A 26,413-nucleotide genomic window follows, 5' to 3' on the forward strand; every position below is an offset into this window, starting at 1 on the left:
CTGTATCGGCCTATCACACGCCCGCAAGGAATCCCCTTGTTGCGCATAAAATGCCTAGACTTTATCCATCCATGACCTTCCCTGCTTTGGCCGACGAGGTTAGCTGACGGGTAGGATGGCAGAGAAGACATTTCCTCATCCCTCCTGATCACTCAGGATTAACCCCAAAAGATTGGTTCCCCCGCTTCCGAGAATATCGGAACTAGGCCGTATGTGTTGTTTCTTATTGAAGCGTGATTGTGATTTGAATTATACGCTGGCTTCCAGTTATTGTGAACGTTCGTTTAGCATGGTTTTAACCGGATTACGGCTTTCTTTATGAGTCGGATTGGATTAGCTGTTCGTTGCTTATTCGGTTGAAGGATTAGTGCGTTATACTCGCTGTTGTGGTGGGGAGGAAACAGGAGAAAACGCTCAGATTCTTGGAACCCCTGCGCGGGAGCATGGGGTGCCCGGCTCCGTGAAAAAAAGCGAAACCGCGTCCAAAGTAGTCCATCAGGATGTGGCTCAGAGGTGGACGCTAAAGGCAGTTTCGCTTTTTTTCACTGCGCCTCGGTAGGTGTGTCCAAAGATCTTCGCTTATTTCACCTGTTTCCTCTACGAGCTGTTGAGGTTCTACGCTTTTTTAAAGACTTTTTGAATGATGCTTTCAAGATGTAAACAATAGCCGCTTGGGAAGAAGAACATTTCCAGTCCTAGCGCCTCTGGAGCCCTACTTAGCGGAGAAATGAATGGCGGGGGTTGTCAGCTTCAACCTCTGCGAATACATCCTCGAAACTCTACTTTTGAAGCGCTCCCGACATTTATTTCGTAGCGGACAGTCTAACCCCTTGCGGGGCGTAGGTGGAAGCGTAGACTGGAAATGGGCTTCTTCCCCTCCCCTACAGCCACTTTTACCTCAACACCAAAAAGCCCCCGCCTCAATGAATCAGGCAGGAGCTTTGCTTTTCAAAGATACAATGATTAAACGACGTCGTAACCTTGGTCTTCAATAGCTTCTTTCACTGCATCGAGAGTCAAGTTGCTCTCGTTATAGGAAACCTCAACCTTTTTTTCAGCCAGGTTTACTTTGCCTTCTGCACCAAGATCTTTCAATGTGTTCTCGATGCGCGCTACGCATTTATTGCAAGACATGCCCTCTACGTTCAATGTGATATTTGTCATGATCAATCTCTCCTTGCATTTTATGTTGTATAGGTAAGGCGGACGAAGCCGCTTGTTACTGTTGTTACAGCTTCACTCGTTGCAGTCTTAGTGCGTTGAGTACGACGGATACGGAGCTGAAGGCCATTGCGGCACCGGCAAGCCATGGAGCGAGTAAGCCGATTGCGGCAATTGGGATGCCCAAGGTGTTGTAGGCCAATGCCCAGAACAGGTTTTGCTTGATGTTGCGGATGGTGAGCTTACTCATCTCGATGGCGTCTGCGACACTAGTCAGTTCGCCGCGCATCAGGGTAATATCGGCTGCTTCCATCGCCACATCTGTACCTGTACCGATTGCCATACCGACGTCAGCGGTAGCGAGTGCAGGAGCATCGTTGATACCATCGCCGACCATCGCGACTTTTTTGCCTTGTTCTTGCAGTTTTTTCACTTCTGCGGCTTTGCCTTCAGGCAGGACTTCTGCGATGACGTGATCGATTCCTGCTTCACGGGCAATGGCCTCGGCGGTTTGACGGTTGTCACCGGTCATCATGATCACAGTCAATCCCATTGCTTTCATACGCTGAACCGCTTGCTTGGAGGTTGGTTTGATCGTATCCGCTACGGCAATCAAACCAGCGAGCTTGCCTTCGACGACTGCGAGCATCGCCGTTTTACCGGAGCGCTCCAGTGCCAGCATGGTATCGGACACTGCTTGGTATGAAATTTGATGTTTTTCCAGCAAACGGCGGGTACCGACGAGTACTTCTTTGCTGGAGACGGTGGCCCGGATACCGAAACCAGGAATGGCTTCAAACGAACCCGTATCAGCCACAGTGATTCCTTTATCCGCAATACCGCGAACGATAGCTTGAGCCAATGGGTGCTCGGAGTTTTTCTCAGCGGCACCGACTAAAGAGAGCAGCTCTTGTTCTTCGATATCAATGGCGATGACGTCTGTCAGTTCTGGCTCGCCTTTGGTTACAGTCCCTGTTTTATCGAGGACGATCGTATCCAAGTGGTGAGCCGTCTCCAGATGCTCCCCGCCTTTGAACAGGATGCCCAGCTCAGCTGCGCGTCCAGAGCCCGCCATGATTGAGGTCGGTGTTGCCAAACCGAGGGCGCATGGGCAAGCGATTACGAGTACGGCAATTGCTTTTTCCAAAGCCTCACCGAAGTTGCCAGGTATAACGAAAAAGTACCAGATCAAGAAGGTAAGAATAGCAATCCCTACTACGATTGGGACAAAAATCCCGGAGATGCTGTCAGCTACACGCTGAATCGGTGCTTTTGTTCCTTGTGCTTCTTCCACTACTTTAATGATTTGCGCCAGAGCCGTTTCTTTTCCGACTTTGGTTGCCTGGACCTTCAAAAAGCCGTTTTTGTTCAAGGTGGCGCCGATGACGGTATCGCCTGCAGCTTTATCCACCGGAATACTTTCGCCAGTCAGCATGGACTCATCTACTGCGGACTGCCCTTCCATGACGATGCCATCGACAGGTACTTTGTCGCCTGGCTTCACGTGAACGACGTCGCCTAGTCTCACTTCTTCTACAGGAATGGTCATTTCGACGCCATCTCGTACGACTACTGCTGTTTTTGCTTGCAAGCCCATCAGCTTGCGGATCGCTTCCGAAGAACGTCCCTTTGCTTTCATTTCAAACAATTTACCCAAAACGATCAACGTGATCAGTACCGCACTGGTCTCAAAGTACAGCTCCAACATGTGGCCACCATGAGCACCGATGGAGTTGATCGCGACCCATAAACTATAGAAATAAGCTGCCGAGGTACCGAGAGCAACCAGCACATCCATGTTGGCACTCTTGTTGCGAAGGGCTTTGAAAGCTCCGACGTAAAACTGTGCTCCGATGATGAATTGTACCGGTGTGGCCAATGCGAGCTGTACCCACGGATTCATCAAGCTTTCAGGCAGCCAGATAAACGAGGTGAAGGAAAAGTGGCTCACCATCGACCAGAGCAGTGGGAGCGACAGAATCGCGGAAATCCAGAACTTGCGGGTCTGCCGTTTGATTTCTTCCTGGCGACGATCTACTTTTTCTTCTTCTTTTCCATCTTCCTTGCGAGTCGCCTGATACCCTAGCTTCTCTACCTTTTGAATAAGGTCCGTCACACTTACCTGTGAGGAATCGTACTCGACAGTGGCTGTTTCCATCGCCAGGTTCACGTTTGCCTTTAGAACCCCAGCTGTTTTGTTCAAGCCTTTTTCGATCCGTGTGGAGCAAGCCGCACACGTCATTCCCGAGATGTTTAGCTCCACCTTGTCAGAGACGACGCCATAGCCGAGCGATTCAATTTTGGAGCGGATGTCGTCGATGTTCGTTTTCGTTGGATCGAACACCACTGTGGATTTTTCCAAAGCCAGATTGACGTTGGCGGTCTCCACTCCCTCCATTTTTCCTAAGCCCTTTTCGATGCGCAGTGCACAAGCTGCGCAAGTCATCCCTGAGATTGCGACTGTTGCCTCTGCTGTTTTGGCACTCATTATAATCCCTCCAAATACCCTTTGGGGGTATATTTTATCGTATCGTTTCCCTAACGTTGTTTCCTGATCACACCTTTACTATACAATACCCCCTCAGGGTATATCAAGTGCTTTTTTCAATTTTTTTCTAAATGGGCTTCAAGTGACTAACAGCCAATCACTTACGTATTCATTCAGAGTAAAATCATTCAGACACAAATAGCTTTAAGGAGATTGAAATGATGGAAACGAAATCACGGAAAATCATCTTAGTTGGGACCATATGCTATACGATATTCATTTTATTTTTTATGTTCTTTGCGTTTAACAGGCTCGACGGTGCAACTAGTGTAGATGGATACACCTTTATCCTTGCTCCAGAAGGAGTACCACTTACATTTCCAGAACTAACTTATTCATGGATTGTTGATTTCGGAAACGTTGTTGCTTTTATCCCTTTTGGAATATTATTTCCCCTGTTGTATCGTGTAAGATTTGGGAAGTTCATATCCTTGTTTGTCTTAGCGATTTTCGTTCTAGAAACAGTTCAGGCCCTAACATATCTTGGTAGCTTTGATGTAAATGATGTGATATCCAATACAATAGGGGCAGCGATTGGTTATGTTTCCTATCGAGTTGGATTTTCTTCAAACCTTTCTTATAAAAAGCTCATGGCTTCGGCTCTAACTATTGTTGTACTTGTATTTGGAGTCATGGTTGTCTCTGAAATCCTCCAAAAAAGAGAAGGCCCCGTTCAATCATTAACGGTTATGAAAGAAATGACAGGAACTACACCTATGACGGAGAATCTCCCAAGCTTTTCGGTAGCAGGTGAGCGAATAGAGCCGAAAATGAACGTGTATAGCAGTGAAGGGGAATCAACCAAAACATACAACTATATTCTGGGGAACCAAAAAAATGTCTGGCTTTCTTTCTATTTCGGCATTCCCGACAATGGGGGCTCAAAGGGTGAAGCCAAAATCATCGTAGATGGACAAGAACTATCTCAGTTAAACGAACAATCCTATCAAGGGGCAGCAGCTTTAAGGGAGATGCCTTTTAACGAGGTAAACGAAATTACCATTATCGTCTCCGGAAACGCTAAGCTGTGGGACGTTGGAATCCGTGGAATGCAACATTGGTGGGAGTGAGTAAAATAAACGAAACGAGCCCTAGAAGCGATTCTAGCGGCTCGTTTTTCTTTACCTATTTTGTTGTTTAATCTCTCTCTTATTTACCTTGATTCGCTTCTTTCTGATAAGCTACCGCGATTTTCGCAGCTACTTCAGCATTGTGTTTCACCAGCGCGATATTTGTTGCCAAGCTCTTGCCTTCTGTCAGCTTTTTCACTTTATCGAGCATGAATGGCGTTACCTGTTTCCCTGCAATGTTGTTTTCTTTTGCTTCTGCCAGTGCCTTTTGGATCACAGCCTCGATTTCCTCGTGGTTGAGTGCATCAGATTCTGGTACTGGATTCGCGATAATCATACCGCCTTTGAGTCCCAGATCCCATTTGGTGTTCATCATCTTACCGACTTCTTCTGGTGTATCGATACGCATGTCTACGCCAAATCCGCTTTTGCGAGCGAAGAAGGAAGGGAATTCATCCGTGCGGTAGCCCACAACGGGTACACCTTGCGTTTCCAAATATTCGAGTGTGCGGCCGATATCGAGGATCGATTTCGCACCTGCGCATACTACAGCTACATCTGTTTGCGCCAACTCAGTCAGGTCAGCAGATACGTCCCAAGTGATTTCGCCTTCACGGTGTACCCCACCGATACCGCCAGTTGCAAACATGTGGATACCAGCCATCTCAGCTGCGATCATGGTAGCGGCTACTGTAGTCGCACCGATTTTACCGCTAGCTAAAATATAAGCGAAGTCGCGACGGCTTACTTTTGCTACATTTTTGTTCGTCGCAAACTCTTCCAGCTCGCTGTCAGTCAAACCGATTTTGATTTTGCCGTCCATGATCCCGATCGTAGCTGGTACAGCACCATTGTCGCGAATGATTTGCTCTACTTCTTTTGCCATTTCGATGTTTTGCGGATACGGCATACCGTGCGAAATGATCGTTGTCTCCAGCGCAACTACCGGCAGGTTGTTCTCCAGTGCGTGGCGTACTTCCTCAGTAAAGGTCAAATATTGTTTCATCTCTTATCGCTCCTTTTCGAATTGTTCTACGGCCAGTTCCAATTGTTCTGCTTTTAATAGAGGAGATACGGACTGCTCTGTTTGCAATGTCAGAGCGGATGCTGCCACCCCAAGGCGACACGCCCTCTGGAAAGACTCTCCGTTTACAATGCCATACAAGAGTCCCGACGCGAACGCATCTCCCGCACCCGTAACATCTACTACTTCTGTTGGATATGGAAGCATATGCTCCTCAACGTCCTCGGATTGATAGTAAATGCCTTCTTCTCCCAAGGTCACGATGACGTGCTTGACGCCTCGTTCCCTGATCTTGCGGCAAGCCTCGGCGCATTCTTCAATCGTCGTGATCTTCATGCCAGCCATCAGCTCGGCTTCCTCGCGATTCGGCAAAATCGCTTCTACTCCGTCCAATTGCTGTGGGAGCTTCTTTGCTTTAATGGAAGAGACCGGGTCAACGAAGAGCAGGATGTTTTCCTCCCGGCAACGTTCGATGATGTAAGCCAAGCAGTCCGCCGGAATGTTTGTATCGATGAAAACCACGTGGGCTGCTGCAATGTGCGACCATTTTTCTGCGAACATCTCCGGTGTGAGAGTATCGTAAATATCCATGTTCGCCAAGGAAACAACCATCTCGCCGTCAATATCGAGAAGCGCCGTATACGTTCCCGTACGCTGTGTAGGCAGTCGCCACACTTGGCTGATGTGCACCCCGTGCTTTTTCGTCTCCTGCAAGAGCCACTCGCCTTCTTTGTCCTCGCCAACGCTGGTGATGAGGGACGTATTGCAGCCAAGACGACCGAGGTTCTCCGCGATATTCCGTGCCACCCCTCCACACGATTCCATAATCGTTACGGGATTGGATGAGTGTAGACGCACCTGTTGCTTGCCGCGTGCTTTGCGGTCCAGGTTGGCCCCACCGATACAAGCAATCATTCCTTCATCACGAAGTACATAAGCCCGTCCTTTGATTTCCCCGCGTTTGGTCAACTGTGCGATGTAGCCAGCTACCGCTGAACGTGAGATGCCAATCAGATCAGCCAGCTCCTGTTGCGTGATAAAAGGATTTTGCCGGATATGATGAAGGATCTGCATGTCTTTTTCCACGGTCATCCTCCTTTCTTCTGTTACGCTTTCACAGCTTGTTTACAAACAAAAGTTTATCACGTAGACAACTGTTTTCACAAGCGTGTTTTTCATTTTATTTTTTCTAAATTTGACAAATAGGAATGCAATCATGTAGGATTATCTTAAATTAGAGATATCGAAATTTCGATGTAGATGTAAAGGAGGGTCCATATGTCTGACAAACCACTGCGAAATGATCCCCTCGATCTTTTTGTCGTTTTATCAAGGTCATACAACTGGGTTACCGCTCACTCCAATCGTCACATTCGCGAGCATGGACTTAATCCAACTGAATTCGGCGTACTAGAGGTATTATTTCATAAAGGTCCTCAACCATTGCAGCAAATTGGCGAAAAAATATTGATCTCCAGCGGAAACATCACATACGTTGTGGACAAACTCGAAAAGAAGCAACTGCTCATTCGCAAGCCCTGTTCAGCAGACCGACGCGTCATTTTTGCAGAACTCACTGAAAAAGGGCATCAATTTTTGTCTGAAATCTTCCCGCCTCATCAACTCGCAATTGAGAAAGCGATGGAAGGTCTCACACCAGAAGAACAGCGTCAAGCAATCGAACTGCTTAAAAAATTGGGACGTACTGCTCAAGCTACTTTTTAGAAGAGCAGTCCCCGTCCCCACTCTCCAACACTATCTTTCAAAAAAGTGTTGACAAAAGATCCGATACGTAATAATCTTAAAATCAAGATATACACATTAAAAGTTAGTGACTTACTAAACGGAAGGGGAATGAAATTTCCATGAGTAAAGTACTTTTTATTAAAGCAAACGATCGCCCAGTTGAGCAGGCTACAAGTGTAAAGCTGTACGAAGCTTTCACGAAAGCATACAAAGAAACACATCCAAATGACGAAATCGTTGAGTTGGATCTGTTTGCAGAAAACCTCCCTTATTACGGTAACGACATGCTGACTGCTATGTGGAAAGCAGGAAACGGCATCGAGCTGTCTGCTGATGAGCAAAAACGTGCTGACTTGGTTAACAAATACCTGAACCAGTTTACAGCAGCAGACAAAGTCGTATTTGCTTTCCCAATGTGGAACTTCACTGTTCCTGCTGTTCTGCACTCGTACATGGATTACCTCTCCCAAGCAGGTAAAACATTCAAGTACACAGCTGAAGGTCCAGTTGGTCTGATGGGCGACAAAAAAGTAGCTCTGTTGAGCGCACGCGGTGGCGTTTATTCCGAAGGGCCTATGGCTCAGATGGAAATGGCAAACAAATACGTTCGCACGATCCTCGGCTTCTGGGGCGTTAGCAATGTAACCGAAGTGATCGTAGAAGGTCACAACCAATTCCAAGACAAAGCAGCTGAGCTCGTTGCAGCTGGTGTAGAAAAAGCAGTAAAACTGGCGGAATCCTTCTAAGGCCCGCCAGCCTTTTTGGACTAATATCTCAAAATAAAGATATACTAATTAAAAGTAATTAAGGAGAGATGAAAAGTGTTGGATACTGGATTGTTGTTAATTCGTTTGGTCATTGGTTTGACGTTTGCAGGTCATGGTACGCAGAAATTGTTTGGTTGGTTTGGTGGTTATGGTTTGAAAGGAACAGGCGGCTGGCTGGAGTCCATCGGAGTGAAACCTGGCGTAGCGATGGCCTTTGTCGCTGGATTGTCTGAACTCGTTGGTGGTCTGATGTTTGCGGCAGGCGTAGGTATCTGGCCAAGTGCTATTTTACTTGCTTTCACAATGCTGGTTGCCATTCTAAAGGTACACGGGCAAAATGGATATTGGGTGACACAAAACGGATTCGAATACAACCTGACAATAATCGCAGTAGTTATTGGTGTAGCGTTGATCGGTCCAGGTGCATACATCTTGTTTTAATGGTAACTCCTCACAACCCGTAAGCCAGCAATCGTACTAAGGGAGGAACATCAGATGGAAATCCGCGTCTATACAAAGAACGAGCAAGCAAAAGGACATTTTGGCGACGGTGAAATCGTAGAGAACAAACCAATTGGCTTCCCTCATGAAGGCTCCGTTGTCAAACGGGTAGGACCACTTTTTTACTGGGCATGGGCAAAATCACTGAAGACATTTGAAATTCCGCTGCACCCTCACTCCGGCTTTGAAATTTTGTCGTATGTCCTCACAGGGACAGTCGGACATCGAGACACGCTCGGAAATCTTCAAGAGGTGTCGACAGGCGGCGCACAGATCATGCAAACCGGTTCAGGCGCGTACCATGCAGAAGAGCTCGGCAAGGATACGGAAATGTTTCAAATCTGGTTTGAACCGCATCTGGCACAAACGACGAAGCAACCACCGACTTACCATCAGTTTGATCATGAGGAGTTTCCGTCTGAGGATGTTGATGGAGTGCAAGTGAAGCACATCATCGGATCGCCTGCGCCCATTCAGTTGGTCACGGATTCCTTTATGAGCGATATCACGATTCCCGCTGGAAAGTCGTATGCAAAAGAACTCCCGGCTGGTTATGCTCACGCAGTCGTCATAGTGGAAGGAAACGGAAGCGTTGCAGAGAAAGCAACTGTCAGCGAGAATCACACCCCGGCAACCAAAGGTGACTTTGTCGTTCTCTCCACCGAGGAAAGCAACACAGCCATCTACACAGCATCAACGGATGCTCCGCTCCGCCTGGTGTTGATTCAGGTACCAACTGAGGTTGATTATCCACTCTATCGTAAATAATCTACTCTTCCAAACGCCCTTATCCTATCATCAAGCCCGGCCGTCACATTTTTGTGACGGTCTTTTTCGTATAAACTCCGCCTCCTCATGGGACATTAACGAGGAAATCGTTAACAATTTTTGGTGTCGATCAGAAAGGAAGTTGAACGTGGAAGATATCGTGATGACCAGAGCCATTTTCGGGACGACTATGGCCTTTCACATTATTTTTGCGACCATGGGTGTTGGTCTCCCGCTCATGATTTTGCTGGTGGAGCTCCTCTTTTGGCGGACGCGTGACCGCGATTACGAGATTATGGCCAAACGCTGGACAAAAGCGCAGGCGATCTTGCTAGGTGTCGCGATCCCCTCTGGAACGATTGCTGGGGTCCAGCTTTCCCTGCTATGGCCTGGGTTCATGGCGATTGTCGGCAAGGTGATCTCGCTGCCTTTTCAGATCGAAATATTCGCTTTCTTCGTGGAAGCCTTATTTATGTCCATCTACGTCTACGCGGCTCACCGCCTATCCCGCAACATGCGTTTGCTTAGCTTGTTTATGGTTTTGCTTGGTGCGACGGCCTCCGCGATCCTGATTACGAATGTCCACGCCTTTGAAGGCACGCCAACTGGCTTTCGGATGGTCGATGGGCAGATCGTCGACGTGGACCCCTGGAAAGCTTTTTTTAATCCCAGCTTTTTCGTGACGGCAGGTCATGTAACTGTCTCTGCTTATATGACGGGGGCATTCATCGTCGCTGGAGTAGCAGCATGGAAAATGCTTCGCGCCGAAAAAGGGAGTCGGGTTTATTTGTATCACCAAAAAGCACTCTTGGCCGGTTTAATCGTGGGAGGCACCTTTTCCCTTTTAACTGCCTTGAACGGTCACGAATCAGCGCAGCTTTTACATGAATACCAGCCGGAAAAGCTGGCCGCTGCGGAAGGACTATTTGAAACACAAGCTTATGCCCCACTCGCGATTGGCGGCTTTACCGATCCCGAGACAAAAAAAGTCAAATACGCTATCGAGATTCCATGGGCGCTCAGCTTCCTTGCAGCCAACCGCTTTGACGAGGTCGTGGTCGGTCTGGACGACTTTCCAAAGGAGCTATGGCCTCCACTCTACATCCATACGCTATTTAACGGAATGGTCATCATCGGCAGCTTGTTGATCTTCGTTGGTTTCATCGGCTTCGCTTGGAAGAAGCTCCTAAAGCGCTCTCAGTATCCCCGTTGGGTTCTCTGGGTCTTTGTCGTAAGTGGCCCGCTCGCCTTGCTAGGGATTGAATTCGGCTGGATATTTGCCTGCACAGGACGCCAGCCATGGGTGGTGTATCGTGTGATGAAAACAGTAGACGCCGCTACCCAAGCAGCAGGCATCTCTACTCTATTTTGGATTTTCCTCTCGGTGTACGTATTTTTCGCGATCGTCACCCTACTCGTATTCCGTAGCTATTTTGGCCGCCATCCCTTGGAGCTCGATCCGCCAGAACAGCCGAAAGTGGACGGAGGAACAGCATGACCGATACGATTATTGCCATTACGCTGCTCTGGATTTTCGTCGTTATCTATTCCGTTGCGGCCTCCTTCGACTTCGGTGCTGGTTTTTGGTCGATGATCTATTTGAATCGGGAAAAAACCAAAGCCACTCAAATCGCCAATCGCTACCTCTCGCCCTCCTGGGAGGTCGTGAATGTCTTTATCGTGTTAATTGTAGTCGCACTCGTTACCTTTTTCCCTGGCGCAACCTACACATTGGCAAGCCTGCTGCTTGTTCCCGGATGTCTCGTGGTGTTATTGATGTTGATTCGCAGTACATTCATGGTGTTTTCTCATCTGATTCACAGGTATGATAAGATGCTCAGCATCGTTTCAGGTGTTACCGGGATATTGGTACCAGCTCTGTTAATCAGCGTGCTCCCTGTGACACAGGGCGGGTTGTCTCGAACGATCAATGGTGTGGAGTCTCTCGATTGGGGACTCTTTTTGACCAGCCCGCACGTCTATTCTTTTATTGGTCTTGCCGTCAGCAGCACACTCTACCTCTCGTCGCTGCTTCTCGCGGACTACTCCTTCGTCGCAGGTGAAAAGCAAGCTTTCTCTGTCTATCGCCGGGATGCGGTGTTTCTGGGGCCAATTACGTTGCTTGCAGCATTGGTTACCGTGATGACGATGCAATTGGAGGCAAAATGGCTATATGAGCGCATTCTCGACTATTTGCCGTGGCTTATTGCATCGGCGGTCTGCTTTTTCATTAGCTATATCGCTCTCTTGGTACCACAAGATCGTCGATATTTCGGCATCCACCTTCCGCGGATTGCGGTCATTGTCGCCACGACGCAATACCTGCTCGCCAGCTATGCGTATGGTGCAGCACGCCTCCCCTACATCGTCTATCCCAATGTGACGATTGAGTCCAGCTTTACACACCCGGATACGTTCCACGCTCTGTTCATTTGTTATTTAGTCGGCTTTGCGATTCTCGTACCCGGTTTTATTTATTTCTGGCGTCTGTTTATGAGGGACGAGCAGTACGTCCGGCAAAAATAGCAATTTCGCAAAACGCAAAAGGAAAGAGGCTTCGCCCTGATACGGCGGAGCCTCTTTTTTTCGGTCAAAAGCACGATCAGAAGATTTTCTCTTCCTCCAGCATCATTTTTTGCTCAAACGGCGCCGTTAGCACGATCAATGTATAGGAGAAGCCGAAATCCCCAGTGCGTTCCGAGAAGGCAACCAATTCCTCCGTCGACCTTGTTACCACTTTCAGCATGTAGTTATACTCCCCACTGATCCGGTACATGTCCGTCACTTCCGGCGATTGCTTGCAGAAATCGATGAACGCCGCACATTGCTTGGTGCGGAACATGACAAAAGCAGTCGTGTGCTTACCCAGCTTTTCCTGAGAGATCGACGCGTGGTAGCCCGTAATGATTCCCTGCTCCTCCAAACGACGGACCCGCTCCTTCACGGCAGGCTGCGTCATTCCGATGATTCTCCCCAGCTCCGCGAACGGTATCCGCGAATTTTCGTGCAACAAGCTCATGATTTTATAATCAATTTGGTCCACGCAGATCATCCTTTCAAATCCATAAGTGTTTCCTACCAAATAACTTGTATATAGAAATCCTCTCATCGAAAACACCTTTGTTTATGTATGTAAATTATAGAAATCGTTTTGTAAAATGTCACTACATCAATTTTGTTAGCTCGAGGAGTGAACCACCTTGCCCCAAAAATTTTTAATCCTATTGCTGGCCTTGGGAGAATTCATGATTGGCACTGCCGAGTCAATCGTGACCGGAATCATCGGCATGATCGCAGATGACACCCATGTCTCCCTCTCCCTTGCTGGTCAGTTAGTGACCACCTTTTCTCTGGCCTTTGCCTTTGGGGCTCCGGTCTTGATTGCACTCACCGCGGCAGTAGAACGCAAAAAACTCATCCTTTGGACACTGTTTTCTTTCATAGTGGCAAACCTGCTCGCATCCATAAGCCCAAGCTTCTCCCTACTGATGGTATCCCGCATTCTGCTGGGGCTTTGCGGAGGCATCTACACCGTGGTAGCTCTCGCGCAAGCTGCTAACATGGCCTCCCCAGAGAAAAAAGGCAGCTCCATCGCGATCATCCTCATGGGCTTCAGCCTCTCGCTCGTGCTTGGGGTTCCACTTGGTACCATGCTGGGAGACATCTGGGGATGGCGTCCTGTTTTCGCGCTTATTGTCGTCCTGACACTGATTCCCTTCTTTGCCATCCTCGCCTTTTTGCCGAAGCAGCAGGGGGAAGAAACCGTCCCGCTACGCAAACAATTGGCCGCACTCCGCAACAAACGGGTGATTCATGCGCTATGTATCTCTTTGTTCTTTGTCACAGGGTATTCCACCGTCTATACCTACATTACTCCGCTTCTACAGAGCACTTCCGCCATGACGACTACTTGGGTAAGCACCACGCTTTTCTTGGCAGGCCTCGCTAGTGTGGCTGGCTCGCGGATCGGAGGCGTCTCCACCGACAAATGGGGGATTCGCCCCACGCTGTATGTCAGCTTGCTTCTCCATGCGGCTATCCTGCTGATCCTGCCGCTGTCTTCGCAACTGTTCACGTGGGCAATCATCACGGTTATGTTCTGGGTCGCTGCCGTGCAAACCACCGTTCCTGCCCAGCAGTATTATTTGATCACGCTGTCCCCTCACTCTTCGCAGGTGGCCCTCAGCATGAACACCTCGGTTTTTCAGCTTGGGCTGGCGCTGGGTGCAGGACTTGGTGGAGTGATCGTAGACCATGTAGGTATCGTTCACATCAGCTGGGTCGGCGGTCTGCTCGTCCTCGTCGGCTTTGGCTTTGCATGGGCTTCGTTTGCTCAGGAAAAAAGGCAGCAAAGCTTGCGAGCGTAAAACGTAAACTTTGCACTGGAGACGAGAAAAACCCGCCAAGGCTTTAACGCCCGAGCGGGTTTTCTTTTTTTCATCATTCCCTCGACTAAACCAACGCTGGCTTTTTCTCCAACATGGTGCCTTCCTGCGCGTAACGTACGTGCCAGGAGAATGCCTTTTCCAGTACATGCGGAGTGTGTCCGCCACGTGTGAGTGCTTCCTCGTAGTAGGCCATCAATTGATCGCGGTACATCGGATGCGCACAGTTCTCGATAATTTTGATGGCTCTCTGGCGCGGAGCCAAGCCTCTCAGGTCAGCCAGACCTTGCTCAGTGACGATAATATCTACATCGTGCTCGGTATGATCCACATGGGAGGCAAACGGAACGATGCTCGAGATGTTTCCACCTTTGGCAATCGACTTGGTTACGAAAATGCCCAGACGTGCGTTGCGAGCAAAATCACCAGAACCGCCGATACCGTTCATCATTCTCGTACCCGATACATTGGTCGAGTTGACGTTGCCGTAGATGTCCGCTTCAATCGCGGTATTGATCGCAATCAGACCGAGGCGGCGAATCAGCTCCGGATGGTTCGTGATTTCTTGCGGACGCAACAGCAGCTTGTCCCGGTATTGGGCGAAATTCTCAGTGACATGTTTCATTTTTTCAGCTGTCAGCGTGATCGAACAGCCAGAGGCAAACGAAATTTTACCTGCATCCAGCAAATCAAACACCGCATCCTGCAACACTTCCGAGAAGACAGTCAGATCCGTGAATTCCGAATCCAAAAATCCGTTGAAAACCGCATTCGCTACCGATCCAATCCCCGATTGCAATGGCGCGAGATTGTTCGGCAAGCGTCCCGCTTTTACCTCCTGACGCAAAAAGTCGATCAGATGCGCCGCGATCTGCGCCGTTTCTTCGTCCGGCTCCACAATCGTCGACGGAGAATCCAACTGATTTGTCAGGACAATCCCTTTTACTTTATCCGGATCGACAGGAATCCCTGCTGTGCCGATTCGCTGATCCACGGATGTGAGCGGAATCGGTTCACGCTCTCCTTGTTTTGCTGGTGTATAAATATCATGGATGCCTTCCAATTCCACCGATTGAGCCATATTCAGCTCAATGATGACATGCTTGGCATTTTCCACGAAAATATTGGAGTTCCCCACGGACGTAGCCGGAATGATCATGCCCTCTTCTGTAATTGCAACCGCTTCCACAATCGCGTAGTCGACCGCGTCTATCGCTCCCTGGCGAATCGCTTCCGCTGTATGAGACAAATGCTGGTCAACGAACATCATGCTGCCATCGTTGATTTTTTTGCGCATAACCGGATCAGCTTGAAAAGGCAATCGCTTGTTGATGATCCCCGCTTCCGCCATTACGGCATCCACATCGGAGCCAAGTGAAGCTCCTGTATATACGTTTACGCCAAAAGGCTTGTTCTCTTTTTTCGCCAGCTCAGCCAATGCGAGCGGCACGACCTTGGCATCACCAGCACGCGTGAAACCACTTAACCCGATCGTCATGCCATCCTCAATCCATCCTGCTGCTACCTCAGCCGTCACGATTTTATCTGCCAGTCGTTTATCGCGTAAGCGTTCCCACATCATTGTGACCTCCCATGCCATCTTTGTTGCCTTTTACACTAGCACACGGATTCTGAGCGGGCACTCGATTTTCAGCAAAACAGAATATTTACGCGGCTATCAAGAAAAAACGACAGCGAACCGTTCTCATTTGTCAGATATTTCAGAAGCCAAGCAATTGCCGAAACGAGCTGGCGTACGACTGGCTCACAGGAACTCTCGTCTTTTGCTTATCCTTCATTTCCAATAAAAACGTCGAATGAAAATGCGGGTGAATAAAGCCGATCGATTCCATATTGACGAAATATGAACGATGACAACGCACAAATCGCTCTTGCGGGAGCATGTACTCCAGTTCAGCCATGTTATATTTATTCGCATATGATCCACTAGCCGTGTGCAGAAGCGTTTTTCCTTCATGAGAGCTGATATAGACGATCTCTGTTAACGGAATAGGCAGCCAGCCATCCTCCCCTTTTCCGACCAAAAACGATAGACGCGCCTCCGGATTTGTGAGCGGAACGCTTTGAGGTGGATAGATGGCGGTAATACAGCCCACGACCTGACCATTTCGCACTAGTGGAAGCGAGAGTCCGTAGTACGGCACACCAAAAATACGACTCTCCACCTGATGCCCTACCTTCCCCATTTCCAAGAGGGCTTGATGTGTAGCCGAGCCAATGGGAACGAGATCCCCTGGCGTAATTTTCAAATCAATATTCGAACTCGGTTGATAGTACAAGTATTGTGATCCGTCCGAGATCGCAATCGATACCCCGTCTGGCACGACTTCCCCAATCATTTGCAGCACCTCTGGAACCAATCTGTCCTCCATGCTGATTCCTCCTGCTCGTGTTATTGCTTTTTCTATCTTCTATCTCCTATCTTCTATTAAAACACATTTCCCTACCACCAAATCAATCCTTGTCTTTCCTCTCTATACAAGCGAATCCATCCGATTACAGCCAGGCATTGTGCTATCATGAGATTACAAAACATTCACGATTGTTTACGCAAAGGCGGTGCAGCATGGACCACACCATTGTCTTGATTGCAAAAGGAACGGACACTCTCGAATTTTTGTTAAAAGAACTGCGGGCTTATTTCGAGCCGTATTGTAAAGTCGTCGGTTATGCCAGCCATGAGCACATTCCCGATTTGAGCGGAGTCGATCATGTCTTTATCACAACCAAATCCCCGGAGCTGTACACAGTTGCCCGTCAAGCTGTTGCTGACTCCGTACCCATCACGGTTTTAAACCGTTTTTTCGAGCTGCACAAAATGAAAGCCCTGATGCAGATCCCTCCGGGGACGACCGTCCCTGTCATGAACAATTCGCCAGTTTCCGCACAGGAAGTCATCCAAAATCTATTAGAAGCGAATGTCGATCATTTGAATTACGTTCCCTTTCACCCTGGCTGTACATTTGATGATCTCGAATTTCAATACGCCATCATTATGAGCGTTCCTGACGTACCTCTTCCTCCTCATGTGGAGGTGATCGATCTCGGTTTTCGCAAAATCAGCATTCATGACCTGATTGATACCGGTCGCAAGGTAGGCGTGCCCAGTGAATGGGAGCGCGAGTACTTGTCTGCCTTCATTGTAGAAATGTCTGAGCTCGCGAAAATGCTCGGCACCTCTTACGCAGAAGTACAGAAGCTTAACAGCCAGCTGCAATCTACCTTTCAGGCAGTCAAAGACCCCGTGATCGCTTGCAATGAACAAGGTCTGATCACGTTTATAAACGACGTCGCCGTTGAGCTGTTTTGTCCACATGCATCTACCATTGTTGGACAACCGTACACGGTGTTGAAGGAGCACAGCTTGCTGCAACCCTTTTTTGAGCAGGAAGATCAGGAGGACGCCCTCGTAACCATTGATCACAAACAATTTATCGTCAGCAGTCAAAGCATCCGCCGTAGGCATGAGCATTTAGGCTTCGTTTGTACGCTAAAAGACGTGACGGAAATCCAACGCTTGCGAACCACGCTTACGTTGCGCGGTCATACAGCCACCTACTCCTTTTCCGATATCAAAGGACAAAGCCAACCGCTGCTCCAAGCCATCGAGCTCGGCAAAAAGATGGCAAAAAACAATCAAACGATTCTGCTGACAGGCGAAAATGGAACGGGAAAAGAGCTGTTCGCCCATGCCATTCATCAGCACTCGCTACGCAAAAACGGCCCCTTTGTCGCAATCAACTGTGCCTCCTTGCCGGAAAACCTGCTCGAGAGCGAGTTGTTTGGCTACGAAGACGGTGCCTTTACAGGAGCACGAAAAGGCGGAAAGCCCGGCCTGTTTGAGCAAGCGGATGGCGGGACGATTTTTCTCGATGAGGTGGGGGACATCTCTGGGGCCATTCAGGTCAAGCTGCTTCGCGTGCTGCAAGAAAAGCAGGTCATCCGCGTGGGCGGTACGGGAATTCTTTCTGTGGATTGCCGCATCATCGCTGCTACCAATCGCGATTTGGAAGACGCTGTTTCCCAAGGAAGCTTTCGCGAGGACCTGTTCTATCGTTTGGCTGTCCTGCCGATCCAGATTCCCGCTTTGCGTGAGCGAATCAGCGATATTCCCCTTCTCATCGATGAGCATCTGGAGCAGCAAGGTATTCGCAAAACATGGTCGCCAGAAGTCATGGAGCTATTCAATCGACATGACTGGCGGGGGAACATTCGCGAACTGAAAAATGTCGTAGACTATGCCATTACAGTAAGCGAGCATCCCGTCATCGGCATTCAGGATCTCCCCAAACGATTCACGGATAGCCTTTTCAAAAAGCAGCAGACGGCTTCTATCCCCAATTTGGACGACAACCGCGACCTAGACATTTTGTATTGCTTGCATCATTATTACGTATCCAACAAACCAGTCGGGCGTTATCAATTGGCGCACTCTCCCGAACTGCAATCCGTAGGCTGGACGGAGAGCGCACTGCGGCACAAGCTAAAACTGCTGGAACAGCAAGGTTTGGTGCGTTCAGGCACAACTCGACAAGGAACCTCCATCACCCCCGCGGGTATCGAATTGTTGCGAAAACACGGGCGGATTTAGCATCCGCCCATTGAATAATAGGATGTATTAGGCTGCATAAAACCTAATAAACATTCCTAAAGCTCATTTTCTTCCCTTCCCTTGCCGTTGAAAATCCACTGAAAACGCTTATATTCGGGAAATTTCGACACTTGGCACGACCCTTGCTTGTCATAAGCAAAAAAAAGCGAGGTGACCTCATGTCTACACATCCATTGAAACCTGCAAAGAAACGTTTTTCTGTGCCGCATACCTATGCCATTCTCTTTATCATCATCATTTTGGCAGCCTTGGCTTCCTACGTGCTTCCGGCTGGTGAATTCGATCGCGTCAAGGACGCTGCCTCAGGAAAAACCATCGTCGTCAACGGTAGCTACCATCCTGTAGAAAGTGATCCGGTCTCGTTCTTTGACATGTTCAAAGCGATTCCAGAAGGGATGCAAAAAGGCGCGCAAATCATTTTCTACATCTTTATTGTAAGCGGTGTATTCGGAATCATCCGCCAGACCGGAGCGATTGAGGCCGGGATCAATAAAGGTGTCCGACACTTGGAAGGTCGGGAAAAGCTGCTCATTCCTGCTTCCATGTTCCTCTTCTCCATTGGTGGCTTTACGATGGGAATGGCAGAAGAAAGTATCATCTTCGTTCCGATCGGTATCGCGCTGGCTCGTGCAATGGGCTTTGATGCCGTAACAGGTACAGCCATGATCACCATGGGGGCGGCAGCCGGCTTCATGGGCGGAATGATCAATCCATTTACGGTTGGGGTGGCACAGTCGCTCGCGCAATTGCCGCTCTTCTCTGGTCTTACCTTCCGTGCTGTTGTGTATGTCTTCGTGCTTGCTTTTGCCATCTGGTACGTCATGCGCTATGCGTATCGTGTCAAAGCAGACCCGACCAAGAGTGTGCTTTATGGCGTGGAGAATCACGCAAGTCAAGAACAGGCAACAGTAGACATTCCCGATCTGAATGCACGCCACAAGCTCGTGTTCCTGGTAATGGTCTGTGGCCTCGCCTTCAACGTATACGGTGTATTCAAGTACGAATGGTTCCTGACCGAGCTTACCGCTTCCTTCCTGATCATGGGCCTTGTTGCTGGTCTCGTCGGAGGTTTGTCGGTCAATACGTTGTTTGATTCCTTCGTCGCTGGTGCGAGAGCTGTTACGTTTGGAGCGCTGATCGTCGGTTTTGCCCGCGCGATTACGGTCGTCTTGGAAGACGGAAAAATTATCGATACGATGATTAACAGTCTGACTTCGGCGATTGGTCATTTGCCAGATGCCGTAAACGTCCTGGCTATGTTTGTGATTCAAGCCTTTCTCAATCTCTTCATTTCTTCCGGTAGTGGACAGGCAGCGACAACAATGCCGATCATGGTACCGATTGCGGATTTGCTCGGCATCCAACGTCAAATTGCGGTTCTTGCCTTCCAATACGGTGATGCGGTCACCAACTCCATTATCCCGACTTCTTCTGCGTTGATGGGCTATCTGGCTGTTGCAGGCATTCCGTATGAGAAATGGGTCAAGTTCATTTGGAAGCTGCTAGCTGGTTGGGCCGTGATCGCCTCAATCGCGCTCATTGTAGCAGTGATAATCGGCGTTTCGTAACAAATGAGCTATTCACTAAACTGGCTGCGTCAAATGATTGGCGTAGCCTGCGCTTCACTTATCGACTACTCACGAACAAACCGATGGAGGAACCATGCGCACAACGATCAAACAATTGCAGCCCGCCATTTTTTCTCTATACGAGCATTTACACCAGCATCCAGAGATAAGCTGGGAGGAAGTCCAAACCACTTCATTCATTGCTGACTTCTTGAAAAAACACCATTGCCACGTCACTACCTTTGATGACGTGACGGGAGTGGTTGGCGAATGGGGCGATCTGACGCCAGGAAAATTGACCGTAGGCTTACGGGCAGACATGGACGCCCTTTGGCAAGAAGTAAACGGCGTCTTTACCGCGAATCATTCCTGCGGACACGATGCGCATATGACCATGGCATTAGGCGTCCTCATGGTATTGCAAGCAATGGACGTCCAGCTCCCTGGGCGCTTGAAACTGATTTTCCAACCAGCAGAAGAAAGCGGAAATGGCGCACTTGCGATGGTGAACAAGCAGGTAGTGGACGATATTGATTTTCTGTACGGTGTCCACCTTCGTCCCATTCAGGAAATCCCGCGCGGCACAGCTGCTTCTGCCATCCTGCACGGAGCGGCAGGTACAGTATTCGGGCAAATCAAGGGTGCCGATGCTCATGGAGCAAGGCCTCACCTCGGAGTCAACGCTATCGAGGTAGCCGCTGCGATTATCGAGCAGTTAAAAGGCATTCATCTCGACCCGCTCGTCCCTTATTCCGCCAAAATGACGCAGCTTTCCGCCGGCAGCAAAAGCAGCAATATCATTCCGGGCTCGGCGCAGTTCCACTTAGACCTACGGGCACAGACGAATGAAGTCATTCACGCCCTATTCGCCCGTGTCGAGCACATTTTGCAGCACGTCTCCCGTCTATATGAAGTTGAGCTGTCTTACGAGATCACCGAACGCGTCTATGCGGCGGAAGTGAACGAAGAAGCGAGACTGATCATGGCGGATGCCATTACCCAAACCTTGGGGGCAGAAAAGCTCGAACCGCCGATTCAGACACCGGGCGCGGAAGACTTCCACTACTACACCAAGGAACGTCCACAGCTTCGTGCGACCATGCTTGGTTTAGGCTGTGGCCTGACACCAGGACTTCATCACCCGCAGATGACTTTTGAAAAAGAAGCGCTGCTAGACGGCATCGAGATTTTGGCAAGAACGGTATTGAATACGTTTGAGCGACAATCCAAATGAACGGTTGAGGAGAGATGAATATGAAAATCGAACGCGTGGACCTGCAACGAATCAAAATTCCGTTGAATTCCCCTTTTGAAACGAGCATGGGAGTTGAAACCCACAAGGAATGCATTCTCGTACGTGCATACAGCGGTGCTCATGTCGGCTTCGGCGAAAGCGTCGCGATGGACGTCCCCGTTTACAACGAGGAAGATGTCGATACGGTCTGGTACATGCTCGAAAAGTATTTGATCCCGCAGCTGTTTTCACGGGAGATCGAGCATCCTGATGATGTATCCCGCCTCTTCTCTTGGATGCGCCGCAACCACATGGCCAAAGCTGCTTTGGAAGGTGCCGTCTGGGATTTGTACGCCAAAATGAACGGTCTCTCCCTCTCCCAAGCATTGGGCGGAACTCGGACGACGATCGACGTCGGTGTGAGTATCGGAATCGAGCCGACCATCGAAAAACTGCTGCAACGCGTAGAAGGCTTCATCCGTGACGGCTACAAAAAGATCAAAGTGAAAATCAAACCGGGCTTTGATGTCGAGCCAATGCGTGCGATCCGCAACACATTTGGACCAGATGTTCCACTGATGGCGGACGCAAACTCTGCGTATACGCTGGCAGACATGGAGATGCTGAAGGCTTTGGACGGCTTCGGTTTGATCATGATTGAACAGCCATTGGCTCATGATGACATCATCGACCATGCGACCTTGCAAAGAGAACTGAAAACGCCGATCTGCCTCGATGAAAGTATCCATACAGTAGAAGATGCCCGCAAAGCTCTCGAGCTCGGCAGTTGCCGGATTATCAACATCAAAATCGGTCGCGTAGGCGGTCTGACAGATGCCAAGAAGATTCATGACCTGTGTGAGAAGCGCGGCGTACCTGTATGGTGCGGAGGAATGCTGGAGGCAGGAATTGGACGGGCGCACAACATCGCGATGGCCTCGCTTAGCAACTTCACGATTGCCGGCGATACATCCCCTTCGCATCGCTACTTTGCGGAAGATATCGTGACACCTGTCATCGATTTTGCAGCACCTGGCTTGCTGGCTGTACCGACAACACCAGGGATCGGTTTTGACATCAATGAGTCTGCCATTCGCAATGCCCTGATCGAGCATAAAAGCTACTATGCAAATCAGGAGTCTACTACGACAGTCATTCCGACTTGGTAGACCAAATTTATCCTTCGAAGCGAAAAAGAACAGAGAGTGCCCATTGGCCTCCCTGTTCTTTTTATTTGTGAGATTTTATTAATCCGTAATCGTCAAAAGCTTGCACAAATTACGCTCGGCAAGAGCTCGCTTCTCCGGGGGGAACCGCTTTAAGAGATCCAACGCAGCATACGGAAGCTTCAATGCATGAGGATCGCTGTAGAGCCTTTCCCAGTACAGCGGTGAAAAAATTTCCTCGAAAGCTGGCTCCTTCACCTCATCCTCTAGTGTGAACGGAGGAACATGGCGATTCAAATAGATTTGAAGACGATGGTTTACGATACCAGGCTTCACAATATCCTCATAACCGAATCGCTCCAGATCTGTTAACGCATGAGCATGTGTGATGTTATGAACGACCTCGCTTGCCAAATGATAACGTACCCCGTTAATATCACGCGACGGTATAACCAAATGTAGCTCGTCAAACGCCCGCTCTGCCATCTCTGCTGTTGTATGGTAAGGCGCAACATCGTCGTCTTTGACATCATCAATCGTCATGCCATGGTAATTCTCGATGCCCCAATAACGGTCTTTCCTGTCTTCTGTCGTCGCTTGGAGAATCCTGACTAGGCCATCCACCACAGTCGGAGTGATCATATCAGGGCGTTCGCGCAGTGCTTTTAATGCCAACACACCTAGTGCTAGTCCATGGCCTGAGGTCCGAAGCTGCTTCACATTTTGCTGGAGGCCATCGATGACGTGCTGTAACAAGGAGGGGTCAGCTTTCTCGTCTTGATCTAGTGGAACAAACCATTCAGGTTTTTGCTTGCGGAAGGATTCGCATGTCCGCTCAATGCCCTCTTTTACATGTTCAGGGAGATCGTGCTCACGATCCATGAAATACCCTGCCAATAAAGCTGCCCCATAATGACCGTCGAACCATCCTGCTACAGCTGCACGTGCCATTCCCGTAATGCCAAGCTCCAAGTAAGAATCAAGTAAACGCATGTAACTTCCTCCTTTTTCCATTTATGCACCCATAATATAACATACATTTTTGTTTGTAAAGTATGATATTTTGATTTTTTCGCACATAGAAAAAGGCCCCGAATATCCGGAGCCCTTCATCTACTCGCTATCATTTTCCTTACTTAATCCAGCTTAAATTCCACTTCGTCTGTCTCTGAGCGATAATCGACAATCAGCCCTTTTCCATTCATATACCACAGCTCATCTTTTTCCATATAAAATGTGATGCCATCCTCTACTGCCGAAATGCCGATTTCATTCGGCAACTCTTTGGCAATCCCCATCGAGAATGAATCCTGGACCGTACTAACGCCTCCGTACCGGACAAAAAAACGAATGCTGTCTCCTTCTTTGCATCCCCATTCTTCCCGAAACCATGCTACCGCTGCTTTAGTGATCGTCATGTTCATGAGTACAACCACTCCTCTCTTTTTATAGTTTACCTCAATTTAGAGATATTTGAAACATAAATGTATGTTAAATGGAATTGCTCCACTATTTGAAAAAAGAACCGATTCCCTACTCTGGGAAAACGGTTCTTTCCATCTGTTTACGGCTTTATTGGAAGTGTAACCAAAAAACTGGTTCCGATACCTACCTCACTGCTGACCTGAATTTTTCCGTGATGAGCATCCACGATCCATTTGGCAATGGAAAGCCCCAAGCCTGTTCCTTCTGTCGCCCGAGAACGCATTTTATCCACTCGAAAGAAGCGATCAAACAAATACGGAATATCCTCCTTGGAAATCCCGATCCCACTGTCTTTTACGAGAATCGAAACGCGGCCGCCTTCCTTTTTGCAAGAAACATAAATCCGTCCATCTTCGTTCGTGTACTTCAAGGCATTGTCCAGTAAGATAACCATAAGCTGATGCAGACGTTCCTGGTCCCCCATCATCTCAATAGGTTGCTGGATGTCTGTTTCGAGGCGAATTTCCCGTGCGATGGCAAGTTGTGCAAAAACCTGGGTGCATTTGATCGCTACCTCGTCTAAGCGCAGCGTCTGATTCATGATTTGCAACTCGTTAGAATCACTGCGAGCCAGTGTGAGCAAATCCGAGACGAGCCTGCTCAAGCGCTTGGCCTCCTGCATCCCAATCATGATTTTTTCACTTTCCTGCTCAATCGTATGATCCGGGTGTTTGAAAAGCCTTTCTAGATTGACCATGATGGCCGTGAGTGGCGTCCTCAACTCATGTGAAGCATCGGCAATAAACTGTTGCTGTTTTTCCCACGAGACTTGGATCGGGATTAGTGCCCTTCTCGCCAAAAACCACCCAGCCACAATCGCAATGACAATACTGATAATGTCGCCGATCATGACAACGTATAGTAAGCTGTCCAGCACGTTTTGCTCAGGCGCCAGATTGTAAATCAGTTGAAACTGGTACGCAGTCTGTATCCGATTGCCTACAACGACCTTTTTCGGAACAGTAACTGTCTGCATGCGGTAGATTTGTCCATTCACTGTTTTTGTTTCGATTCCGTCTGCTTTTCCGTTATGCTGGAATTTTGCATACTCCTCTGGCTCCAGCCTATCACTAAATGCCGTCCCGATGACACGACCAAAGCTATCCCAGACGAGCAAGACATATCGGCGATCTAGATCGTTAAACTTTTTCCTCTCCTGACGGTTGTATGGAAAAGGGTCGTCTTCAATACGATGGAGTCGAGGCAAAGCATCAACTGCCAGCCTTTGGCTGACTTTGGTCATTTCTCGATCCACCTGCGAATAGAGACGGTACTTCATCGTGTAGTAGACTGCGCTTCCCAACCCGTTCAACAAGAGAAGCACCACTACTACGTTCAACGTGACGAGCCGAATCCTCGTTTTTCTAAACATCATTTTTTTCCTTTTTCAAAATGTAGCCCACATTGCGGATCGTTCGGATGAAGCCTTCGTAAGCACCCAGCTTTTTACGCAGGTAGTGGACATACAAATCGACCACTCCGTAATTTGCTTCTGAATCAATTCCCCATACGCGGTCAAAAATTTGTTGGCGCGTCAATATTTGCTCCCGATTTTGCAGGAAGTACTTAAGTAGTTCGTACTCCTTCGTGGTTAACTTCATCGGCTCATCATCAACAAACCCGTCATATTCATTTATCTTCAGCGATAGAGGACCGTATGCCAGCTCGCCTTCTGTGTTCTGTTTCCCTTGTCGACGCAAAAGGGCTCTCACTCTCGCCGTCAGTTCTTCGGCCGCAAAAGGCTTGACCAAATAATCGTCTGCTCCGGCATCCAATCCCTCGACTCTCGACTCTACGCTATCTTTTGCCGTTAAAAATAAAACCGGCGTCATTATCCCTTTTGTACGCAACGTTCTCACCAGTGAAAGACCATCCATTCCTGGCATCATAATGTCTAGGACTAGCAAATCGTAGATGCCGCGTTCCGCCAATAACAAGCCGTCATCTCCGCGGTCTGCCCTATCCACCTGATATCCTTCATCGGCCAGGACTCCTGCAATTGTCTGAAGCAGCGCTTTTTCATCCTCCACTGCAAGAATAAGCATATTGATCCCTCTTTCATTTGAAAAAGCTGTATGTCATTCAGCATAGCATAATCGACTGGAATCACAATAATGACCACACTCGCCGATCTTGGCTGTGCACACGCTCCTTTTATTAGAGCACGTATTTTTTTGAATCAGATTTGTACGTACTGGCGGAAATACAAAAAAAAGCTGTATTCTCCATTACTTTTTACAAGTAATCGGGAATACAGCTTTTCGCCTCATTCCTTCAAAACTGAATACGCATGATTGCTAAGAGTGTGTGGATAAGTCCTCGACCGATTAGTATTCGTCAGCTCCACGCGTTACCAC

Annotated in this window: 23 protein-coding genes and 1 riboswitch; of the genes, 12 read left to right on the forward strand and 11 right to left on the reverse strand. The window is 48.7% G+C overall.

Annotation, left to right across the window (positions count from 1 at the left end):
* Positions 1-72: 72 nt before the first annotated feature.
* A riboswitch (cyclic di-AMP (ydaO/yuaA leader) is annotated at positions 73-219 on the reverse strand.
* A 744-nt stretch (positions 220-963) separates the two neighbouring features.
* Positions 964-1,164, reverse strand: a complete 201-nt coding sequence (locus HP570_RS23765) for a cation transporter (RefSeq protein WP_012684125.1) — start codon at positions 1,162-1,164, stop codon at positions 964-966.
* Between the two features lie 64 nt (positions 1,165-1,228).
* On the reverse strand, positions 1,229-3,649 hold the full coding sequence (locus HP570_RS23770; RefSeq protein WP_173627375.1) for a heavy metal translocating P-type ATPase: 2,421 nt from the start codon (positions 3,647-3,649) through the stop codon (positions 1,229-1,231).
* Between the two features lie 218 nt (positions 3,650-3,867).
* Between HP570_RS23770 and HP570_RS23775 the strand changes: the two genes are divergently transcribed.
* A complete protein-coding gene (locus HP570_RS23775) occupies positions 3,868-4,779 on the forward strand; it encodes a VanZ family protein (RefSeq protein WP_254495430.1) in 912 nt (303 codons plus the stop codon).
* Between the two features lie 79 nt (positions 4,780-4,858).
* Here the strand turns inward: HP570_RS23775 and HP570_RS23780 are convergent, their stop codons facing one another.
* Both HP570_RS23780 and HP570_RS23785 read right to left on the reverse strand, forming a co-directional pair.
* A complete protein-coding gene (locus HP570_RS23780; RefSeq protein ID WP_012684122.1) occupies positions 4,859-5,785 on the reverse strand; it encodes a pseudouridine-5'-phosphate glycosidase in 927 nt (308 codons plus the stop codon).
* 3 nt (positions 5,786-5,788) lie between these two features.
* Positions 5,789-6,889 (reverse strand): carbohydrate kinase, encoded by a 1,101-nt coding sequence (locus HP570_RS23785; protein ID WP_173627376.1) that lies wholly within the window; start codon positions 6,887-6,889, stop codon positions 5,789-5,791.
* A gap of 192 nt (positions 6,890-7,081) precedes the next feature.
* Here HP570_RS23785 and HP570_RS23790 point away from each other — a divergent pair, with 192 nt between their 5' ends.
* The 6 genes from HP570_RS23790 (at position 7,082) to HP570_RS23815 (ending at position 12,111) form a co-directional block, all read left to right on the forward strand.
* Positions 7,082-7,528: a MarR family winged helix-turn-helix transcriptional regulator gene (locus tag HP570_RS23790; RefSeq protein ID WP_173627377.1), complete on the forward strand. Its 447-nt coding sequence runs from the start codon at positions 7,082-7,084 to the stop codon at positions 7,526-7,528.
* Between the two features lie 140 nt (positions 7,529-7,668).
* The gene (locus tag HP570_RS23795; protein WP_064203386.1) at positions 7,669-8,295 is read left to right on the forward strand and encodes an FMN-dependent NADH-azoreductase; all 627 of its coding nucleotides are present in this window, start codon (positions 7,669-7,671) and stop codon (positions 8,293-8,295) included.
* Between the two features lie 75 nt (positions 8,296-8,370).
* Positions 8,371-8,757: a DoxX family protein gene (locus HP570_RS23800; RefSeq protein ID WP_012684118.1), complete on the forward strand. Its 387-nt coding sequence runs from the start codon at positions 8,371-8,373 to the stop codon at positions 8,755-8,757.
* A 54-nt stretch (positions 8,758-8,811) separates the two neighbouring features.
* Complete coding sequence (locus HP570_RS23805) at positions 8,812-9,585, forward strand: pirin family protein (protein ID WP_173627378.1); 774 nt, start codon at positions 8,812-8,814, stop codon at positions 9,583-9,585.
* Between the two features lie 163 nt (positions 9,586-9,748).
* Positions 9,749-11,083 carry a cytochrome ubiquinol oxidase subunit I gene (locus HP570_RS23810; RefSeq protein ID WP_202890543.1) on the forward strand — a complete coding sequence of 445 codons (1,335 nt, stop codon included), beginning with the start codon at positions 9,749-9,751 and terminating at the stop codon, positions 11,081-11,083.
* Positions 11,080-12,111 (forward strand): cytochrome d ubiquinol oxidase subunit II, encoded by a 1,032-nt coding sequence (locus HP570_RS23815; protein ID WP_064203388.1) that lies wholly within the window; start codon positions 11,080-11,082, stop codon positions 12,109-12,111. The genes HP570_RS23810 and HP570_RS23815 overlap by 4 nt, the downstream gene beginning before the upstream one ends.
* Positions 12,112-12,187: 76 nt before the next feature.
* Here HP570_RS23815 and HP570_RS23820 read toward each other — a convergent pair whose 3' ends face one another.
* Positions 12,188-12,628 (reverse strand): Lrp/AsnC family transcriptional regulator, encoded by a 441-nt coding sequence (locus tag HP570_RS23820; RefSeq protein ID WP_012684114.1) that lies wholly within the window; start codon positions 12,626-12,628, stop codon positions 12,188-12,190.
* A gap of 157 nt (positions 12,629-12,785) precedes the next feature.
* Between HP570_RS23820 and HP570_RS23825 the strand changes: the two genes are divergently transcribed.
* A complete protein-coding gene (locus HP570_RS23825) occupies positions 12,786-13,952 on the forward strand; it encodes an MFS transporter (protein WP_173627379.1) in 1,167 nt (388 codons plus the stop codon).
* Between the two features lie 85 nt (positions 13,953-14,037).
* Here the strand turns inward: HP570_RS23825 and scpC are convergent, their stop codons facing one another.
* Both scpC and HP570_RS23835 read right to left on the reverse strand, forming a co-directional pair.
* Entirely contained in the window at positions 14,038-15,549 is a 1,512-nt protein-coding gene (scpC, locus tag HP570_RS23830; protein ID WP_173627391.1) for a succinyl-CoA:acetate CoA-transferase ScpC, read from the reverse strand.
* A 142-nt stretch (positions 15,550-15,691) separates the two neighbouring features.
* Positions 15,692-16,363 carry a LytTR family DNA-binding domain-containing protein gene (locus HP570_RS23835; protein WP_173627380.1) on the reverse strand — a complete coding sequence of 224 codons (672 nt, stop codon included), beginning with the start codon at positions 16,361-16,363 and terminating at the stop codon, positions 15,692-15,694.
* A 194-nt stretch (positions 16,364-16,557) separates the two neighbouring features.
* Between HP570_RS23835 and HP570_RS23840 the strand changes: the two genes are divergently transcribed.
* The 4 genes from HP570_RS23840 (at position 16,558) to menC (ending at position 22,574) form a co-directional block, all read left to right on the forward strand.
* Positions 16,558-18,582, forward strand: coding sequence for a sigma 54-interacting transcriptional regulator (locus HP570_RS23840; protein WP_173627381.1), 2,025 nt, complete (start codon positions 16,558-16,560; stop codon positions 18,580-18,582).
* 179 nt (positions 18,583-18,761) lie between these two features.
* The gene (locus HP570_RS23845; RefSeq protein ID WP_173627382.1) at positions 18,762-20,171 is read left to right on the forward strand and encodes a YfcC family protein; all 1,410 of its coding nucleotides are present in this window, start codon (positions 18,762-18,764) and stop codon (positions 20,169-20,171) included.
* A gap of 94 nt (positions 20,172-20,265) precedes the next feature.
* Positions 20,266-21,405, forward strand: coding sequence for a M20 peptidase aminoacylase family protein (locus tag HP570_RS23850; protein WP_173627383.1), 1,140 nt, complete (start codon positions 20,266-20,268; stop codon positions 21,403-21,405).
* A 20-nt stretch (positions 21,406-21,425) separates the two neighbouring features.
* Positions 21,426-22,574 carry an o-succinylbenzoate synthase gene (gene menC / locus HP570_RS23855; RefSeq protein ID WP_173627384.1) on the forward strand — a complete coding sequence of 383 codons (1,149 nt, stop codon included), beginning with the start codon at positions 21,426-21,428 and terminating at the stop codon, positions 22,572-22,574.
* Positions 22,575-22,652: 78 nt separating this feature from the next.
* Here menC and HP570_RS23860 read toward each other — a convergent pair whose 3' ends face one another.
* From HP570_RS23860 to HP570_RS23875, 4 genes are all read right to left on the reverse strand, one after another.
* Entirely contained in the window at positions 22,653-23,564 is a 912-nt protein-coding gene (locus tag HP570_RS23860) for a hypothetical protein (protein WP_173627385.1), read from the reverse strand.
* A gap of 143 nt (positions 23,565-23,707) precedes the next feature.
* Positions 23,708-23,995, reverse strand: coding sequence for a HesB/YadR/YfhF family protein (locus HP570_RS23865; protein ID WP_173627386.1), 288 nt, complete (start codon positions 23,993-23,995; stop codon positions 23,708-23,710).
* A 140-nt stretch (positions 23,996-24,135) separates the two neighbouring features.
* A complete protein-coding gene (locus tag HP570_RS23870) occupies positions 24,136-25,431 on the reverse strand; it encodes a sensor histidine kinase (RefSeq protein WP_173627387.1) in 1,296 nt (431 codons plus the stop codon).
* Positions 25,421-26,101 (reverse strand): response regulator transcription factor, encoded by a 681-nt coding sequence (locus HP570_RS23875; protein ID WP_173627388.1) that lies wholly within the window; start codon positions 26,099-26,101, stop codon positions 25,421-25,423. The genes HP570_RS23870 and HP570_RS23875 overlap by 11 nt, the downstream gene beginning before the upstream one ends.
* Between the last annotated feature and the right edge of the window lie 312 nt (positions 26,102-26,413).

The sequence above is a fragment of the Brevibacillus sp. RS1.1 genome, from assembly GCF_013284365.1.
GTDB lineage: Bacteria > Bacillota > Bacilli > Brevibacillales > Brevibacillaceae > Brevibacillus > Brevibacillus brevis_D.

Bases quoted from the DNA above. Each gene is read 5' to 3' on its own strand.
- HP570_RS23765 (WP_012684125.1), bottom strand. From the start codon at position 1,164: ATGACAAATATCACATTGAACGTAGAGGGCATGTCTTGCAATAAATGC.
- HP570_RS23770 (WP_173627375.1), bottom strand. From the start codon at position 3,649: ATGAGTGCCAAAACAGCAGAGGCAACAGTCGCAATCTCAGGGATGACT.
- HP570_RS23775 (WP_254495430.1), top strand. From the start codon at position 3,868: ATGATGGAAACGAAATCACGGAAAATCATCTTAGTTGGGACCATATGC.
- HP570_RS23780 (WP_012684122.1), bottom strand. From the start codon at position 5,785: ATGAAACAATATTTGACCTTTACTGAGGAAGTACGCCACGCACTGGAG.
- HP570_RS23790 (WP_173627377.1), top strand. From the start codon at position 7,082: ATGTCTGACAAACCACTGCGAAATGATCCCCTCGATCTTTTTGTCGTT.
- HP570_RS23795 (WP_064203386.1), top strand. From the start codon at position 7,669: ATGAGTAAAGTACTTTTTATTAAAGCAAACGATCGCCCAGTTGAGCAG.
- HP570_RS23805 (WP_173627378.1), top strand. From the start codon at position 8,812: ATGGAAATCCGCGTCTATACAAAGAACGAGCAAGCAAAAGGACATTTT.
- HP570_RS23810 (WP_202890543.1), top strand. From the start codon at position 9,749: ATGACCAGAGCCATTTTCGGGACGACTATGGCCTTTCACATTATTTTT.
- HP570_RS23815 (WP_064203388.1), top strand. From the start codon at position 11,080: ATGACCGATACGATTATTGCCATTACGCTGCTCTGGATTTTCGTCGTT.
- scpC (WP_173627391.1), bottom strand. From the start codon at position 15,549: ATGTGGGAACGCTTACGCGATAAACGACTGGCAGATAAAATCGTGACG.
- HP570_RS23835 (WP_173627380.1), bottom strand. From the start codon at position 16,363: ATGGAGGACAGATTGGTTCCAGAGGTGCTGCAAATGATTGGGGAAGTC.
- HP570_RS23840 (WP_173627381.1), top strand. From the start codon at position 16,558: ATGGACCACACCATTGTCTTGATTGCAAAAGGAACGGACACTCTCGAA.
- HP570_RS23845 (WP_173627382.1), top strand. From the start codon at position 18,762: ATGTCTACACATCCATTGAAACCTGCAAAGAAACGTTTTTCTGTGCCG.
- HP570_RS23850 (WP_173627383.1), top strand. From the start codon at position 20,266: ATGCGCACAACGATCAAACAATTGCAGCCCGCCATTTTTTCTCTATAC.
- menC (WP_173627384.1), top strand. From the start codon at position 21,426: ATGAAAATCGAACGCGTGGACCTGCAACGAATCAAAATTCCGTTGAAT.
- HP570_RS23860 (WP_173627385.1), bottom strand. From the start codon at position 23,564: ATGCGTTTACTTGATTCTTACTTGGAGCTTGGCATTACGGGAATGGCA.
- HP570_RS23865 (WP_173627386.1), bottom strand. From the start codon at position 23,995: ATGAACATGACGATCACTAAAGCAGCGGTAGCATGGTTTCGGGAAGAA.
- HP570_RS23870 (WP_173627387.1), bottom strand. From the start codon at position 25,431: ATGATGTTTAGAAAAACGAGGATTCGGCTCGTCACGTTGAACGTAGTA.
- HP570_RS23875 (WP_173627388.1), bottom strand. From the start codon at position 26,101: ATGCTTATTCTTGCAGTGGAGGATGAAAAAGCGCTGCTTCAGACAATT.